We start from the raw sequence: 16,846 nt of genomic DNA, 5'->3' as shown, positions 1-16,846 counted from the left end.
CTCCCGTCGGCGCTCCCGGCGGTGTGCATCTCCCCGGGGGAACCGCTTGAACGCCGAACGCCAAGACGCCCGCACCAGGTCGCGCCCGCCGCTGCGTGATCATGTCGCCACGTCGATCCGTCGTTACCTCGGCGACCTCAACGGCAGCGACACCGAGAACCTCTACGAGATCGCGTTGCGCGAGCTGGAGATTCCGCTGTTCGTCGAAGTACTCAGGCATTGCGACGGCAACCAGAGCCGCGCCGCGACCATGCTGGGCATCCACCGCGCCACGCTGCGCAAGAAGCTGCGCGAGTACGGGCTGGAGCAGTAAGTCCTTCGCGGCACGCCGCAACCGCAATCGCGCCAGGCGCGATGCGTGTCGAAGGTGGCAACAAGTAACGGCCGAAGCACCCCTCCCAACCCTCCCCTTGCCTGCGGCAAAGGGAGGAGCTGGTTGGTCCTCTTGGCTTCGCGCATGCGCGCGACAAACGTCGACCCTTCGCGCATAACACGCGTCCGTCGCTTTGCGCGCAATGCCGCGACTGCGAGTAGCGCCCCACCCATCCCCGCGCTGTGCGTAATGAGGAGGAGGATTGCCAGCTCGCGTCAGCCCCCTCCCCTTGCCGAAGGGCGTCATCTCCCTCCCTTGCCGTACATCCGCTCCCTCCCTTTGCCGCAGGCAAGGGGAGGGCTGGGGAGGGGTGCTCCTGCCGTGGTTTTCTGACCGCAGCGACAAAAGCCCCCACGCCAGCGGCGACCCACAGGAAAGGCCCGCCCACCCCCACCCCGTATAATTCCGGGTCTTTCTCCCCCACCCCACCCCCCATGACCTCCGACCGCCAGCCTGGCACGCCCGTGAAAATCACCCGGGCCCTGCTCTCCGTTTCCGACAAGACCGGCCTGATCGACCTGGCCCGCGCGCTCGCCGCGCGCAACGTCGAACTGCTCTCCACCGGCGGTACCGCCAAGGCGATCCGCGACGCCGGCCTGCCGGTCAAGGACGTCAGCGACGTCACCGGTTTCCCGGAAATGATGGACGGCCGGGTCAAGACCCTGCACCCGCTGGTGCACGGCGGCCTCCTCGGCCGCGAAGGCCTGGATGAAACGGTGATGGCGCAGCACGGCATCGCCAAGATCGACCTGCTGGTGCTCAACCTGTACCCGTTCGCTGCGGTGTCGGCCAACCCCAACAGCAGCTTCGACGAGATCATCGAGAACATCGACATCGGCGGCCCGGCGATGCTGCGGTCCGCGGCGAAGAACTTCGCCCGCGTCGCCGTCGCCACCGATCCCGCGCAGTACGCCGGCATCGTCGACGAACTCAACGCCAACGATGGCGTGCTGTCGGCCAAGACCCGTTTCGCGCTGTCTGTCGCCGCGTTCAACAATGTCGCCTTCTACGACGCCTGCATCAGCGATTACCTTTCGTCGATCAACGACGACGGCTCGCGCGCGCTGTTCCCGGCGCAGCAGAACAGCAACTTCGTCAAGGTCATGGACCTGCGCTACGGCGAGAACCCGCACCAGCACGGCGCGTTCTACCGCGACCTGTGGCCGGTGCCGGGCACGCTCGCCACCTTCACCCAGCTGCAGGGCAAGGAGCTGAGCTACAACAACCTCGCCGACGCCGATGCCGCGTGGGAATGCGTGCGCCAGTTCGACCAGCCGGCCTGCGTGATCGTCAAGCACGCCAACCCGTGTGGTGTAGCGGAAGGCGCCGGCTGCAACGACACCTACGAAGCCGCCTACGCCACCGATCCGACCTCCGCGTTCGGCGGCATCATCGCCTTCAACACGAAGCTCGATGCGGCGACCGCGAAGACCATCCTCGATCGCCAGTTCGTCGAAGTGCTGATCGCACCCGATTACGAAGACGGCGCGCTCGACTACGCGAAGAAGAAGGCGAACGTCCGCGTGCTGCGCATTCCGCACGGCGACGGCAAGAACAACATGGACATCAAGCGCGTCGGTTCGGGTCTGCTGATGCAGACCGCCGACATCCGCGAAGTCACCCGCGACGAGCTCAAGGTAGTGACGAAGGTCGCGCCGACCGAGGAGCAGCTCGGCGACCTGCTGTTCGCCTGGCGCGTGGCCAAGTTCGTGAAGTCCAATGCGATTGTCTATGCGAAGAACCACCAGACCATCGGTGTCGGTGCCGGACAGATGAGCCGCGTGTATTCGGCGCGCATCGCCGGCATCAAGGCGACCGACGCGGGCCTGGTGGTGCCCGGTTCGGTGATGGCGAGCGATGCTTTCTTCCCGTTCCGCGACGGCATCGACGCCGCGGCCGAAGCCGGCATCAAGGCGGTGATCCAGCCGGGCGGCTCGATGCGCGACGCCGAAGTCATCGCCGCGGCCGATGAACACGGCATCGCCATGGTCTTTACCGGCGTCCGACACTTCCGCCACTAAGCGTTTCTTTCAATAGGGCGGGTCTCGACCCGCCTTCCGCAGCATCCGGTGGCGGCGTGACCGCCACCTTTACGACACCGACGGCGTATCCAACCCGTCGTTCCGAAATCCGACGGCGGGTCTGACCCGTTCCATACACCCGACGGCGGGTCAAGACCCGCCCTACAAGGCGACGAACATGAAGGTTCTTGTCATCGGTTCCGGCGGCCGCGAACACGCCCTGGCCTGGAAGCTCGCGCAATCCCCCCGCGTCACTGAAGTCATCGTCGCGCCTGGCAATGCCGGCACCGCCACCGAGACCAAGTGCCGCAACGTCGCCATCAACCCCACCGACATCGACGCCCTGCTCGCGCTGGCGACCAACGAGAATGTCGCCGTCACCATCGTCGGTCCCGAAGGCCCGCTCGTTGCCGGCGTCGTCGACACATTCCGCGCCGCCGGCCAGCGCATCTTTGGCCCGACCGCCGCCGCCGCGCAGCTTGAAGGCAGTAAGGCATTCGCCAAGGACTTCCTCGCCCGCCACGGCATTCCCACCGCGCACTACGCCGTGCACACGCACGTCAACGAAGCGCTGGAGTACGTGCGGGAGAAGGGCGCGCCCATCGTCATCAAGGCCGACGGCCTCGCCGCCGGCAAGGGCGTGATCGTCGCGATGACGCTCGCCGAAGCCGAAGCCGCGATCACCGACATGCTCGGCGAATACGCCTTCGGCGCCGCCGGCGCGCGCGTGGTGATCGAGGAATTCCTCGACGGCGAGGAAGCCAGCTTCATCTCCATGGTCGACGGCAAGACCGCCCTGCCGATGGCGACCAGCCAGGACCACAAGCGCGTCGGCGACGGCGACACCGGCCCCAACACCGGCGGCATGGGCGCGTACTCGCCCGCTCCCGTGGTCACGCCCGAGGTGCATGCACGCGTCATGCGCGACGTCGTGAATCCCACCGTGCAGGGCATGATCAAGGACGGCGTGCCGTTCACCGGTTTTCTTTACGCCGGGCTGATGATCGACAAGGCCGGCGCGCCGAAGGTGATCGAGTTCAACGTGCGCTTCGGCGACCCGGAAACGCAGCCGGTGATGCTGCGCCTGGACAGCGACCTGCTCGACCTGGTCGAAGCCGCCATCGACGAACGCCTGCACGACACCACGGCGCAATGGAACCCACGTCCGAGTCTCGGTGTGGTGATGGCCGCGCAGAACTACCCCGGCACCCCGCGCATCGGCGATGCAATCAACACCTTCGATGTCCCCGACATCGACGGCACCAAGGTCTTCCACGCCGGCACGAAGCTCGAAGGCGACCACGTCGTCACCACCGGCGGCCGCGTCCTGTGCGTGTGCGCGCTGGGCGACACCGTCGCCGACGCGCAACAGCGTGCCTATGCCGAAGTCGCCGGCATTTCCTGGCACGGCGAATTCCATCGCCACGACATCGGCTGGCGCGCGATCGAGCGCGAACAGGCGGGCTGACCCGCCCCTCACCTGCGTTACTGGCGCGACGCGCTCCTGTGCTTCGCGCCCCCGGCTCTCGCGCGTAACGCGAGAGCACGCCGATCGACTGCGGGCAGCGCGCCTGGCACACCGCTTCACCAAAAGCCAACACAGTTCCCACGTTCCTCCGACAACGCCCGACCAACCATGGCGCCAGGCCGTCTCGCGGCCGTGGGAGCAACGCCATGATGCCGTGCATACCCCGGTTCCACGCCGCCGGACCGACGACGCGCGATGCTCTGCGCTGGGTCGCCTGCCTTGCCATCGCGCTCGCGCCGGTCGCCGCCTTCGCCGGTGGCATCGATCACCGCGTGACCTACGACGACTCCGGCATCTGGAGTCGCAACAACCAGAAAGCGCTCTCCGCCGGCGCGGCGCTGACGGTGATCGGCGGTGCGCTGTTCACCGACAGCGACACCCGACTGGGCCGCACCTTCGACCAGGCCTTCGATTCGATGCTGCTGACCGCGGGCACGACGACCGCGATGAAGTACGTGTTCTCCCGCGAGCGTCCGCGCGACAACGCGGATCCGGGCGACTTCTTCGATGGCCACGGGCAACAGAGTTTCCCCAGCGGCGAGGTGGCCGAGATCAGCGCGGTGGTGACGCCCTTCATCGCCGAATACCACGAGGACCATCCCGCCGTGTACCTGCTGGCCTTGTTGCCGGCCTACGACGCGGTGGCGCGGGTGAAGGTGCGCGCACACTGGCAGAGCGACGTCATCGTCGGCGCGGCGGTGGGCGTGGCATTCGGCCTGTACGCCCACCATCGCAAGACACCGCTGTTCCTGGGGGCGACGCCGCACGGCGGCCTGATGATCGGGTACGCCAAGCGGTTCTGATGGCGAGTCCTGATCGCCGCCAACCGTGCTGCGCCACGGATCACATCGCGCAAGTCGGCATGGGCGACGCAGGCGGTGCGCGAAGTCCCTAGCGCACCTCAGTGCGCCCGTTGCGCCGCCCGCTGCGGGAACAGCATCACGCAGGCCGCGATCACCACCAGCAGCACCAGCGAGGCGGTGTAGCGGCTCAGCGCCAACCCGCCGTGGTCGAGCGGCTTGTCGAGGAAATCCCCGACCACCGCGCCCAGCGGCCGCGTCAGGATGAAGGCCGCCCAGAACAGCGCCGTGTGCGACACCTTCGACCACAGGTAGAACGCAGCGACGACCGCGAGCAGCACGGCGAAGATCGCCATTCCGCCCATGTACCCCAACCCCGCCGAGTCCGCGACCCAGTCGCCCAGCGCCGTGCCCAGCGTCTGCGAGAACATGATCGTGACCCAGTAGAACAACTCCGAGCGCGTGTCACCGACCGTATCGACCGCGACCGAACCCAGCGTGCGATGCCATGCGTACAACGACGCCAGCAGCAGAACGAGCAGCAGCGTCGAGCCACCCGTGTACCCGATGCCCAGCGAACGATCGGCGAAGTCGGCGAGCGTGGTGCCCACCGTCGTGCTGGCGATGATCGTCGCCCAGTACAGGAAAGGGTGGAACCGCTTCGCACCGATCTGCAGCGCGACCGCCGCGACGAACAACGCCGCGAAGATTCCTGTGCCGACCAGATAGCCCAGGCCCATCGACATCGTCACCGCATCGCCACCGGTCTCGCCGAGCGTGGTGGCGGCGATCTTGACCAGCCAGAACACCAGCGTGACCTGCGGCACCTTGGCGAACATCCCATCCGGCGTGGCGTCGGCCCGCGGGACAGTGGCGAGCACGCGCGCGGCGGCGTCCTGCGCGACATCGGATCCAGACATGGCGGACTTCCATCCAGGCTGCAAGGTCGCTCGATGCTCCGCCGCCGACTGTCGGAGAAACGTCGTCGCGGCTAACGGGGGCTGAACTGCGGCGACGCTTCAGCCGAAATCACGGCAGTCGCCGCGCCTGGCCCTCGCGTGCCATTGGACCTGCAGCAGCGCCGAAAGCCCCACGACGCAACGACTGCCTCAATGAACGGCGCGTTCGCTACCTTCGACTTCTTCAGGCGCCGGCTGCAGCGTCACCGACAGTTCTTCCAGCGTCGCGATCTCCGCCTCCAGCGCGTCATGCAACTCGCCCTGGCGGGTCATCAGCTCCTCGATCCGCGAAGACTGCTTCAGCTTCGACAGCTCGCCGTCGAACAACAACCACTGCGCGGTGAGGCGCTCGACGTTGTTCTTCGAGTAGTGGCGCATCTCCTTGAGCTGCGCCAGCGTGTCGTTCACATGCTCGAACGGGGTCTTGGTATCCGCAGACATGGCGACCTCCTTTGCCGGGTGTCGCCCGCAGGGTAGGCGCGGGAAGCTGGCTGGAAGCGAAACGCAGATAAACAGCGTGGAGGCCGCGTGAAACAGCCCCCCTTGTTGCACGACCAGGAGAGACGCGGTCAGATTCGTGGACGAAGTGGCTCAAGGGACCGCGTTTGCGCCCTTTGCTCCTCTGCTCCGCTAATACGCGGGGATTCAAACGACTCCAGTCGCGCCAGGGTTTGCTGCATGGGCGGCGGCGGCGCGGTCAAATCCACTTTGACCCAGTATCCGGGGATCTTTCCGATAACGAAGGCTTGATCGTCCTCGACGCTGACGGTGTCGAGCTTGCTCGCCGATGTAATCCCTCCCTCCCGGGCGCAGGCAGTTAGGTGCGCCACGTGGGCTTCAGACAAGCCGCTGGGCAGACAAGAACGAATGGCTACGTGCAGGTGGAAGTCCCGGTGCTCCGTCGGAAACTGTTGGCTGCCATCGGCATTCGTTCTCGTCAGCGAAGGCATGTGCAACGGCGTCGAATGGTCAGGCATGTCCCTTTCGCGGGAACTTGGTGGCAGTGCTACTCCCCTGTTCCTGTCCCAGCCAGAAGGAGTCATGTCCCAGGCATTTCCGTCCGGGCTCCTGATCGATACATCCCCGGCGCGGCCCAACTCGACCCGGGCCATTTCCCGCCGCGCGTCGGAATTGACCCCCTGGATGACGACCGCAGGCGAAGCTGCACCCTCGTCGACATGGGCACGAATGCGAGCGCCCGCAATCGGATTTCGCATCATTCCATCCAGGAGCTGCACATCCGGCTCGGAATTGAACCCATGCGTCAACGACACATTCCCATTCCCGTGAATCTCGCGACGCCATGCACGACTCAGTCTCCCATCACCGAGCTCCAACGCGTTCATCACACCGATCCCAAGACGCGCGTTATCCCTTCCTGAAAGAATTGCCTCTTTGGCGATGGCGGAAAGTTTGTCGACACCCCGTCCACCGATCCATTCAGAGACCTGATCGGCTGTCAGCTCGTTATCCTGCAGGTGCGCGACCAACTGGCCGCCCTTGTTTTCATTCTGGTTGAAGAGCTTGGTTGCCATCGTGACTATCTCAGCGGCCTGGGCTGGATCGCGCGAATCAAGCTGTTGCAGCCACGGCGTCTGGGATAGCGGCAGACCCACGTTTTCCCACTTTCGCTCTATCTGTTCCGCACTGAGCCCATCGACGAACGCTCGCCCCGGGTCTGACCTCAGGAATGCGTTCAACCGCGACAGTTCCCCGGAAGACAAGGCGTTACCCGTTTGGCCCGGGGTACGCAGTCGTCCTGTTAGCGATGCAAGTTCCCGGTCGTTGAACCTTTCCCCTTGGGCAGCCCACGCTTGGTAGCCCAGCAAGAGGTCATCCACTCGACCGCCACGTCCCGGCTGGCCAAAATCCCATTGCACGGCTCCGACGGACCAGCCCGAATTTCCCTTGCTGTGGGCCAGGTAGTAAGCCGGGTAGGTTCCTATTTCGCTTGCTCGCCCAACGGCGTTGTAGGCGATCGTCTCAAACGTTCTCCGATCCAGGGCGCGATAGGGATCCGCGCCCGTCATGGCTTACCGGCCTCCACATCAAGGACTTCGCCAAGTCGGGTCACCTCGACTATGCGTTCCTTGGTCTTCTGGGCGCGGCAGGCCTCAATCAGTCCGGGCGTCTCAATGCGCGACATGCCCTGGACGAATGGCTCAGCCTGGCAGTGGGCGTCACGGTATTCCCGCCATTCCTTGTCAGCTGCCTTCAAATAGGCGTCCAGGTCGGCCAGATACGAGCTGTCGCCTTGTACGTAGCTGGCGTATTGCACTTTGGACGACATGACGATTTTTCTGTTCAGCGCCAGCAACGCCTGCTCTCCCAGATACACCTCCTTGTAGGGCCTGCAGGAAAACAGCTTCGTCCGCTCGCATTCTCCAATGACTACTTCGTCTGCCTTTCCGTAGCAGGCTTCGATCACCTGGACGTCCCCCGTGGCCGGGCAACCAGATTCGGATACTTCGTCAACCAGCGGCGCGACCTCACTGGCCTGGCCTGGCGTCGGCAGGCTGGCGCAGCCGACGATGAAGGCCGGATAGAGCAGCAGCGAAAGGCGCGACATCACAAACGTGGTTTTCATGTTCATTCTCCCTGCCATAGTTTTTGCACCTCCACCTTCGGCAACAACTTCGAGGTGAAGTGCCTGTCCTGGTAGTACCGGATCTTCTCGCACAGCACCGGGTGCGCGAGGCCTTCGTACAGGAACACTTCCTTGTCCGCGCCCATCGCCTTGAGTTCCTGCGGCAGCATCAGCGCGCGGCGTTCCTCGGACTCGCTGAAGCTCACGCTGCCCTGCTGGCCGTGGGACTGCGAGCGGTTGCGCTTGCGCAACGTCGTGTAGCCCAGCATCTCGGAATAGTCGTTGGCGTCCTGCTGCTCGCGCGGGGCGTAGAGGATCTGCAGCGCGTGGTTGGTGATCAGCGTGCGCGAGACTTCCTTGCCGTAGGTGGCGTCGAGCTGCGCCATCGACTGGATGATCGGCAGCAGGCGCAGGTTGTAGCCGGCCATGTACGACACCGCCTTGGCCAGGATGTCGACTTTCCCGATCGCGGTGAACTCGTCCATCAGCAGCAGGCACTGGTGCTTCAACGCGGGATTGTTCTGTGGCAGCTCGCGCGTATTGACGTTGATCAATTGGCTGAAGAACAGGTTCACGATCAACCGGCTCTCGGCCAGCTTGTTGGGCTGGATGCCGATGTAGATCGTCATCCTCTTGCGGCGCACGTCGGTGAGCAGGAAGTCGTTGCCGCTGGTGGCGGCATCGAGCACCGGATTGAGCCACGGGTTCAGCGGTTCCTTGAACGTGCCCAGGATGGAGGCGAAGGTTTCATCCGCCTGCGACAACAGGTTGGCGAACGCGGTGCGCGCGTGCGCACTGAGGAAGTCGCGATCGGCCAGGCCGCGCAGGTAAGTCTTGAGGTCGCTGCCATCGCCGGAGGACAACCGGTACAGGTTGCCCAGCGTGGGGAACTGCGGCGAGGGGAACCCGGCGCGCTGCTGGCGATCGAAGTTCTCGAACAGGTACAGCGCGAACGCCGTGAACGCATTGCGGGCCTGGCTGACCCAGAACTTCTGTTCGTCGCTGCCGTCGGGATAGAGCATCGCCGCGATGCCCTGCAGATCGGAGATACGGAAGGCGGGATCGGGCGCGACGTAACTGAGCGGATTCCAGCGATGCGTGCGGCGGTCTTCGGCAAACGGATTGAACAGGAAGACGTCGTGCCCCTGGCTCGCGCGCCAACCGGAAGTGAGATCGAAGTTCTCCTGCTTGATGTCCAGGACGACGACCGACTCCTGGTATTCGAGCAGGTTGGGAATGACGACACCCACACCCTTGCCCGAACGCGTGGGCGCCGCGAGGATCACGAACTGCTGGCCCGACAGGCGCACCAGCTTGCCGTTGTAACGGCCTACGACAATGCCGTCGGGCGAAGACTTCAGCAGCCCCTGCCTGGCCAGGTCACCACCGTGCGCGAAGCGCGCATCACCGTGCAGCGCCACCGCCTTCGACCGGAACATCAGCACCAGCACGCCGAGCCATGCCAGCACCGGCAAGCCAAATCCAAGCGCACCACCGGCCTTGATCCGCCCCACGTGCGGCGCGACCTGCGGCAGGTCCAGCGCACGCACGTAACGGAAGTAGGTATCCCACCCCAGCAGCCCGGTGTTGAGCTTGAGCAGCAGCAGGGTCAGGTACCCCGACAGCCAGATCCCCACACACACCGCCACCAGCCCCGTACCGAAGGCCACCATTCCCTTGCGCGCGATCACGTCACCTTGCTCCCTGGTTGTCAGACGGCTCCATGCCGGCGCGAAGGATGGCAAGCGCGGGGCGGAGTGTCTACTGCGCGGGCGAAAGGTTGTGGCTTGTCGTGTTTCTTGCGGCGGGTTGAAACCCGCCCTACGCGAATGCTGGGTAGGGCGGGTCTTGACCCGCCATCCGCACGAGTCACATCACCGCATCACATTCCTGCGTGACTTGGCAGGGCGGGTCTCGACCCGCCTTAACCGCTTCTAGCCAACACAAGCACGAACGGCTACACCACCCGCCGATGCGGCTCCTGCGTCAACGGCGGCGCCTGTGCAGCAGACGTCGGCAGCTGGATGCGATCGTGCTGCACCAAGCGCTCCTGTGACTCCGCCACTGGCGTCTGCACCGCCACGTCCGTCCGCATGCTCGCTACGCGATGCGCAGGATCGTCCAGCCGGCCCTGTACGACGAACAGGCTCTCACCGGCGCGCAAGGTGGCGGTTCGTTCGTTGAGCAGGATGTGGTCGATCCGCTGGAAGCCATGCTCCTGCGCCAGGCGAGCCGCACTGGCACTGAGTCGCTCGCTCGTTTCGTCGAAGCATCGGCCGAGCCCGGCGTCCAGTCGCCGCACCGCTTCACGTGCCTGCTCGTGCAGCGGATGTACGGTCGCCTGCGTCGCGCGGCCGGGCAGCGCGGCATCCACGGGTACGGGCTGCGCGTGTTCGCCTCGCCTTCGTGATTGTCCGACATGCATCGGCGGCGCGGCGGGATCGACGTGCAGCAGTCGGCGTTCGACGCCTCCCTGCGCAAGCAGCAGATCAGTAGTGCGATCGGGGTTGTTCCTGCGGGTGAGATCGTCCCTCGCCACCTCGGCCCATGTACCAGCGACGCGCGAATGCCCCTGCCCTGCCGCATTCCACACCACAAAGTCGTCGCCCGCCGCGTACAGGCCAGCCGTCGCGGCACCGTTGGCGTCGCGCTGCGGGCGCCCCCACTTGTAAGAGCCGCCCTGTTCGAGTGCATGGATGAATGCCGGCGCCTGTTCGTACTGCATGAACAGAGTCTTCGTAGTCGCGTACTGCGCCGGCAGGTCGGGATGGGCCGCATCGCGATCGAGCCGCGTGGGCGTGACGAGCGGGTTGGCCAGCACGCTGCTCCACGCCTCGTGCATCGAATTGGCGGAACTGCTGTTGCGCAAGGCGATGAAAGCCTCGGCGCCCTTGAGCGCATTGTCGCGTCCGGTTTCGAGGTAATCGCCCCTTCCACTGACACGCGGGAGCAGGTGATCGATCGCGGCGCTTACATCGGCAACGCTGCGATGGGTACCGTTGCCGATGTCCCGGAGCACGGCTGGCGTGTAGTTGTTGCCACCCTGGTTCTGGAGCTTGCCCAGCATGGTGGCAAGCCGCACCTGGTCATCCTCCGTCGCGTCACGAAACAGCGCAGTCTGGCGCAGACGTGGGAACACGCCACCCATCAATTCCTGCACCTGCGCGCTGTCGTGCGCATGGACAAATTCGATTCCCTCTGGCGACTGCAGGAACGCGTTCAGATGCGCTTTGACCCCTGCATCCAGCGGGCGGCCCGCCTGCGCAGTGATCGCGTGTCCGTCACGTCCAAGGTCCGCTGTTGTCCGTGCGCGTTGCCGTTCGTCCAGCACCCAGTCGGCGTGGTTGGTGCGCGTCCAGCCCTGGTACGCATCCACCAACGCCGTCGCGACTTCGGGGTGCGCCCCCATGTCGACCTGCAACGTGCCGATCGAGTAGCCGCTGTTTCCCTCCGGGTCGAGTCGGCCGTTGATCGTTTTGCCGGCAAAGGACAGGCTGTTCGAGACATCCATCCCGCCCCGGCTCCCCTCCGATGCCACGCCGATGGCGAAGTACGCCAGCGCCCGAAGTTCGTCATCCGTCAGCTCCCGACGACGCGCATCCGGAATTCCCGCATTTTGTGAAGTCATTCAATCGCCTCCTTGCGACCTTCAGCCATCAGTCCCCTGAACTCGACTTGGGACAATCCGCCGGATTGCCCAGTGCCGGACTTCCCTGCGTCAGCTCGATGTATTTCCTGAATCCCGATCCCCAGGCTCGATACCAGACCAGGTGGTCGCCGCGTCGGATGACATAGGCATCCTCATCACGGTAGTCGGGGCAGATGCCCTTGCCGGGTGCGTCGGGCCGCTCCGTACAAAAACGCAGGAACAACTTGCGGCCGCGCAGTTCCCCCGTGAACCGTCCGTTCTCCGCGTGGACCGACGTACCCTCATCCCACGTGCCGTCGGCGGTATTGCCTGTCTGCCTGATCTCGAACCCGGCCCCGTGCGCGTTCTCGCAACCACTTGCATAGCGCCAGCTGCCCGCGAACGCCCCATCAGTGGACGATGCCGAAGGGCCGGGACGGTGCGCAGATGACTGGCAGGCAGAAGTCGCGATGGCGACGAAGAGCAGGCCGATGGCCTGCATGCAGTTCCTTTGCACGGGAGCGTTCCTTGGAGAGCTTGGCGGACTCTAGCGTTGGCGCCTGGGGCTGTCGAGCGCAGGCCACCTGAAGCTTGAGTGGATACCAGCCTTAACCAAACCACTACGCGCACTGACTTTACTGACGCAGTTGATCCTGCTTTTACACAGCCGCAGTTAGCGTCAAACAACCCCAATGGGAGACGACTCATGAACACCAAACTCACCGTTTTCCTCGCGGCCACCATGCTGGCGATGTCGGCCTGCCAGAACGAAACCCCGACGGCCCAGGACGAAGCCGCTGAAGCCCAGGCCGCCGCAGACCAGGCGGGCCAGGCGGCCAGCGACGCGGCCCAGGCCGCCGGCGACGCCGCGCAACAAGGCGTCGAAGCCGCCGCTGCCGCCACCGGCGAAGCGGCTGGCGAAGCTAGTGCTGCCGTCGGTGATGCGGCCGATGCCGCCAAGGCCGCCGCTACGCAAGCCGCCGCCACCGCTGCCGACGCGACTGCGGACGCAGCGCAGAAGACCGCCGACGCCGCTCAAAACGTCGCGGACAAGGCCGATAAGGCCGCTGAAGAAGCCAAGAAGTAATCCCACCTCCTGCACGCATACCGAAGGCCCGCGCAAGCGGGCCTTCTTTTTCCTTGGGGTGCGGGCAGCAGCAGAAGCTGCCCGGAAGCGCAGGCCAGGTGACCTCTGACTTCGGCTGTGCGCGGTCGCGGGCCATGCATCCGCGGCGTACCCATCCCCCATCCGGGTAATCACTACCCCCACTGGCGCCGTGGCCTACTTCACGTGCCCCGCACGCAGGAATGCCGCCATGCCGCACTGCACGGTCCGTTACAGCGTCCGCCTCGTCCCGAAGACGACCGACGCCCCGGGCTTGGACGCCATCGGGATCTTTGATGAAGAACGCACCATCGATGAGGTCGGCGCGCCCGGCAAACTGATATTCCGGCGCCTGGCTACCTTCAGCGGCCCCGCCGGCTACGCCGTGAGGGACCTGGTAACCCGAGGCGAGGACTGGAAGATGGACGTGCTGGATCGGATCGGACCGCTGGAATGGGATCACTGAGACGCTTTCGGGAGTTCGGTGATTGGTTGCGTAGGGCGGGTCTCGACCCGCCATCCGCACGACTCACCCCGCTGGATCACCCTCGCGAGACGAGTCGTCGCTCACACACCCTGACGACTACAGCCGCAACCCACTCTCGAAGCACCGCTCGACCCCGCTGAGCGGATCGACGAAGGCCAACGCGCGCGCCAGCAATTTCAACGGCCGCGAATAATCATCATCGGCGACCGGCGTCAGCTGCGGATACAACCGATCGTTGCGGATCGGCGCACCCAACGCCGCCATGTGCACGCGCAACTGATGCTTGCGCCCGGTGACCGGCTCCAACGCGTAACGCCACCACTCGCCATCGCGTTCGATGACATCGATACGCGTCTCACTGTTGGCCACGCCATCGACCTCGCGCATGCGGAAGAACGGCTCACCCGTCTCCAGCCGCGACGCATGCACCAACGGAAACGCCAGCCCCGGCAACGCCGGCGCGATCGCCTCGTAGCGCTTGTGGATACGACGCTGGCGAAACAGCGACTGGTACGCATCACGCGTGGCGGGATTGGCCGAGAACAACACCAGCCCCGCGGTATCGCGATCGATGCGATGCAGCGGCACCAGATCGGGATTGCCCAACCGCTGCACCAGCCGCGCCAGCAACGTCTCGCGGACATGCCCGCCCGCCGGCGTCACCGGCAGGAAGTGCGGCTTGTCCGCCACCACCAGGTGCGCATCGACATGCAGCACGGTTTCCGCGAAGGGAATCGCCGCCTCGTCCACGACCTCGCGGAAGTAGCGGATCTCCGCGCCCAACCGATACGGCGCATCCACCGCCAGCGCCGCGCCGCCGGCATCGAGCACCCGTCCACGCGCGAAGCGATCAAGCCACACCTCGCGCGGGATCAAAGGGAAGCGCGCGCACAGGCAATCGAGCACCGTGTGCCACGGCCCGGGCGGCAGTTGCAGGCGGCTGGCAGCCAGTCCGTGCGCGTCATGCATCGGCATGCGGGACCGTCATGCCCGGGGCTGTGGCTGTTGCGGCTTCCCGACAGACACCACGAGCGCCTGGATCTTTCCTTCAATCGCGCCACTGCCGAAGCGACGGGCCAGCGCGGCCTCGGCTGCGTCGGTGGCTTGCGCGAGGCACGAGGCGTCGCGCGCTTCGATCTCGTTGCGCAGCGGCGTTCCCTCGCAGTAAGCGACCGCGGGAATACGCGGATGATCGGCACGGCTGGTCGCCGCGACGGTGTCGAAGCGCGGCGGCTGCGTGAACCCGCCGGCTTCCAGGTCACGCGCGATGACGACCTTGTCGCAGTACCCGTGCGGCGTGCGCGCCAGGAACCGCGGCGGATCATCGGGGAATACGTCCACCAGCGCGGTGGTCACCGTGTCGGAGAAAGCGTTTTCCTCGATGCGGTCCCACACGTTGAACAGCAGCGACCCGCCCGGCCGCAGCACGCGCAGGGCCTCGGCGAAGGCCTTGGGCTTGTCCGGAAAAAACATCACCCCGAACTGGCAGACGACTACGTCGAACGTCGCGTCCGCGAAGGGCAACTGCTGCGCATCCGCCGGCCGCCATTCCACCGGGCGTGACGTACCGATGCGCGCCGCGTGCTCGAGCATCGGCGCGTTGAGGTCCGTGGCGACGATGGCCACGTCCGCCGCGAGCCGCGAGGCCAACGCGCGCGTCACCACCCCGGTGCCCGCCGCGATTTCCAGCACATGCCGCGCGGGCAGTGCTGCCACGCGCGCCGCCAGGTCATCGGCATAGGGCTGGAAGATCAGCGGCACCAGGTAGCGTTCGTACAGCTCGGGAATCGAACCGCTGAATTGGGTGTCGGATGACGGCTGGCCCATGGGAGTCTCCGTTTGAAACGGGGCGGAAAGAGGTAAGCGGTGGACTCGTTCTGATCCCTGCTCCCCGAGCAACCGATTTGCTGACTTCTTGCCGCCTTCTCAGTGGTGCGTTCGCGTCCCGGTTCCCTTGTTCGAAGCTGGGTTGAATACAGGCGGAAGCCGCTACCTATAGTCAACGCAGCCTAGGCCTGATCTGAGCCCATGTTCAACCGGGGGCGGATGAATCATCAGGTCGCCTCGCCATGTGATGTGGACGAGGTGGACGAAGACCTGAGGCAGCTACAGACGGAAGCCTCGCTGCGAGCTACAGACGACCCCGGGGAGAAGTGAACCCAACGTCGGGCGCTAATTTCACTTCGGCTACCAACCGAAATTAACGGTCGAAGCAAGCGCCTTGGCGATGACACGCAGGTACGGCAGGTTGGGATCGTCACGGCGCATCGGTGGACTCCAACTCCTTTTGGAGCCATTCGGCGGCCAGCGCACGTTCGCGCGCGCGGCCGGCGCGCAGCGCATCCAGCAGGGCCAGCAGGCGATGCAGCGCCGGATCCGACAGGGCGGCCTGGGGGGCGGTGCGATAGAGAGGGGAAAGGCTTGGTCCCTTGGCGCTGCCGCCTGGGTGTGCCCAGACCGGGGCCTCGCCGGGCGCGGCCGTGATCTGTCCCGACAGCGGTTCGATGCCGAATGACGTCGGAACCCCTCGCTTCACCGGCCCGGGCACGGCGGGCCACACATAGCGCGCGCCGTGCACCGCGAATTCCAGCAAGGCCGGCCGCACCGGCGACCAGTCGCCACGACCGCGCACCAGTGCCAGCCCGGCCACCATCGCCCGTTTGACGCTGGCGTGGACCTCCGACGTGCTCATGGACAGCGCTTCCGCCAAAGCGGCGTACGTCCAGCGCTGCTGCGGATGGGCGGCAGCTTTGAACAACACCAGCAGATCTTGCGGCTTCAGTTCCATCGACGAGACCCGGCATTCGCAATTCGCGAATTGCGAATATCGGTGATTCGGCGGGGTATCACAAGCCTCCGGAAGCGGGTGGCCCACGGCCGGCGCCCGCTGACTCCAGGCGATGCCTCGTCAGGGGCATTCGGGCAGGTTCAACAGGTTGTTGGGCTGCTGGTCTCCGCTGCCTTGTTATCCATGTCCCCTATCGCCCAACGCCTGAGTCAAGCCGGCCCGCCCGAGCGGAACCGGTTGGCGCCGAGGCCGCGAAGCGGGCTCGGCTTGAACGAATTGTTAGGCCGCTGCAAGCCTTGACTTGGCTGCGGCCCGCGTCTCTGACTACTGCGAACGTGCCCAGGCAAATGCCACGAGGGCGCCGCCAAGACACATGCCTGTGCCGATGAGATGCACGAAATCCACCGCGCGAATGTTGGCGAGGGTCGGGCGACCGAGCATGCTGAAAAGGCTAAGGAGACCAAAGGCGGCGAGAACGAATACGACTCGAAAAGATTCGCGGCGTGAACTCATCTCTTGTGACCTCTTATGCGTTGTGGACGAGGAGTGGGAAGACACTGATGCTTATTG

The 16,846-nt window shown here is 65.4% G+C and carries 16 protein-coding genes; 6 read left to right on the top strand and 10 right to left on the bottom strand.

Annotated features, from left to right (window positions below):
* Window positions 1-46 precede the first annotated feature (46 nt).
* The 4 genes from fis (at window position 47) to ACYVD7_RS03810 (ending at window position 4,725) form a co-directional block, all read left to right on the top strand.
* Window positions 47-313 (top strand): DNA-binding transcriptional regulator Fis, encoded by a 267-nt coding sequence (gene fis, locus ACYVD7_RS03825; RefSeq protein WP_460759265.1) that lies wholly within the window; start codon window positions 47-49, stop codon window positions 311-313.
* A gap of 494 nt (window positions 314-807) precedes the next feature.
* The gene (gene purH, locus ACYVD7_RS03820; protein WP_460759262.1) at window positions 808-2,394 is read left to right on the top strand and encodes a bifunctional phosphoribosylaminoimidazolecarboxamide formyltransferase/IMP cyclohydrolase; all 1,587 of its coding nucleotides are present in this window, start codon (window positions 808-810) and stop codon (window positions 2,392-2,394) included.
* Between the two features lie 178 nt (window positions 2,395-2,572).
* The gene (gene purD / locus ACYVD7_RS03815; RefSeq protein WP_460759260.1) at window positions 2,573-3,862 is read left to right on the top strand and encodes a phosphoribosylamine--glycine ligase; all 1,290 of its coding nucleotides are present in this window, start codon (window positions 2,573-2,575) and stop codon (window positions 3,860-3,862) included.
* A 206-nt stretch (window positions 3,863-4,068) separates the two neighbouring features.
* Entirely contained in the window at window positions 4,069-4,725 is a 657-nt protein-coding gene (locus ACYVD7_RS03810; protein WP_460759257.1) for a phosphatase PAP2 family protein, read from the top strand.
* A gap of 98 nt (window positions 4,726-4,823) precedes the next feature.
* Here the strand turns inward: ACYVD7_RS03810 and ACYVD7_RS03805 are convergent, their stop codons facing one another.
* The 7 genes from ACYVD7_RS03805 to ACYVD7_RS03775 all read right to left on the bottom strand — a co-directional run bounded on the left by ACYVD7_RS03805 (window position 4,824) and on the right by ACYVD7_RS03775 (window position 12,398).
* Window positions 4,824-5,642, bottom strand: coding sequence for a COG4705 family protein (locus ACYVD7_RS03805; RefSeq protein WP_460759254.1), 819 nt, complete (start codon window positions 5,640-5,642; stop codon window positions 4,824-4,826).
* Window positions 5,643-5,831: 189 nt separating this feature from the next.
* The gene (locus tag ACYVD7_RS03800) at window positions 5,832-6,122 is read right to left on the bottom strand and encodes a hypothetical protein (protein WP_460759252.1); all 291 of its coding nucleotides are present in this window, start codon (window positions 6,120-6,122) and stop codon (window positions 5,832-5,834) included.
* A 128-nt stretch (window positions 6,123-6,250) separates the two neighbouring features.
* Window positions 6,251-7,711: a hypothetical protein gene (locus ACYVD7_RS03795; protein ID WP_460759249.1), complete on the bottom strand. Its 1,461-nt coding sequence runs from the start codon at window positions 7,709-7,711 to the stop codon at window positions 6,251-6,253.
* Window positions 7,708-8,268, bottom strand: a complete 561-nt coding sequence (locus tag ACYVD7_RS03790) for a lysozyme inhibitor LprI family protein (RefSeq protein WP_460759247.1) — start codon at window positions 8,266-8,268, stop codon at window positions 7,708-7,710. Before ACYVD7_RS03790 ends, ACYVD7_RS03795 begins: the two co-directional genes overlap by 4 nt.
* A gap of 2 nt (window positions 8,269-8,270) precedes the next feature.
* Window positions 8,271-9,956: a type IV secretory system conjugative DNA transfer family protein gene (locus tag ACYVD7_RS03785; protein ID WP_460759799.1), complete on the bottom strand. Its 1,686-nt coding sequence runs from the start codon at window positions 9,954-9,956 to the stop codon at window positions 8,271-8,273.
* A gap of 269 nt (window positions 9,957-10,225) precedes the next feature.
* Window positions 10,226-11,896, bottom strand: coding sequence for an XVIPCD domain-containing protein (locus ACYVD7_RS03780; protein ID WP_460759244.1), 1,671 nt, complete (start codon window positions 11,894-11,896; stop codon window positions 10,226-10,228).
* Window positions 11,897-11,924: 28 nt separating this feature from the next.
* Window positions 11,925-12,398 (bottom strand): hypothetical protein, encoded by a 474-nt coding sequence (locus ACYVD7_RS03775; RefSeq protein ID WP_460759242.1) that lies wholly within the window; start codon window positions 12,396-12,398, stop codon window positions 11,925-11,927.
* A 204-nt stretch (window positions 12,399-12,602) separates the two neighbouring features.
* Between ACYVD7_RS03775 and ACYVD7_RS03770 the strand changes: the two genes are divergently transcribed.
* Both ACYVD7_RS03770 and ACYVD7_RS03765 read left to right on the top strand, forming a co-directional pair.
* The gene (locus ACYVD7_RS03770; RefSeq protein WP_460759240.1) at window positions 12,603-12,983 is read left to right on the top strand and encodes a hypothetical protein; all 381 of its coding nucleotides are present in this window, start codon (window positions 12,603-12,605) and stop codon (window positions 12,981-12,983) included.
* Between the two features lie 229 nt (window positions 12,984-13,212).
* Window positions 13,213-13,467: a hypothetical protein gene (locus ACYVD7_RS03765; RefSeq protein WP_460759237.1), complete on the top strand. Its 255-nt coding sequence runs from the start codon at window positions 13,213-13,215 to the stop codon at window positions 13,465-13,467.
* A gap of 117 nt (window positions 13,468-13,584) precedes the next feature.
* Here the strand turns inward: ACYVD7_RS03765 and ACYVD7_RS03760 are convergent, their stop codons facing one another.
* From ACYVD7_RS03760 to ACYVD7_RS03750, 3 genes are all read right to left on the bottom strand, one after another.
* Window positions 13,585-14,463, bottom strand: a complete 879-nt coding sequence (locus tag ACYVD7_RS03760) for an RluA family pseudouridine synthase (protein WP_460759234.1) — start codon at window positions 14,461-14,463, stop codon at window positions 13,585-13,587.
* 9 nt (window positions 14,464-14,472) lie between these two features.
* Entirely contained in the window at window positions 14,473-15,315 is an 843-nt protein-coding gene (locus ACYVD7_RS03755) for a class I SAM-dependent methyltransferase (protein ID WP_460759231.1), read from the bottom strand.
* A gap of 430 nt (window positions 15,316-15,745) precedes the next feature.
* Window positions 15,746-16,276, bottom strand: coding sequence for a MarR family transcriptional regulator (locus ACYVD7_RS03750; protein WP_460759228.1), 531 nt, complete (start codon window positions 16,274-16,276; stop codon window positions 15,746-15,748).
* Window positions 16,277-16,846 lie beyond the last annotated feature (570 nt).

It is taken from the genome of Lysobacter fragariae, from assembly GCF_054779775.1.
Note: the sequence above shows the minus strand (reverse complement) of the source record. Positions and strands in the feature narration are given on the sequence as shown.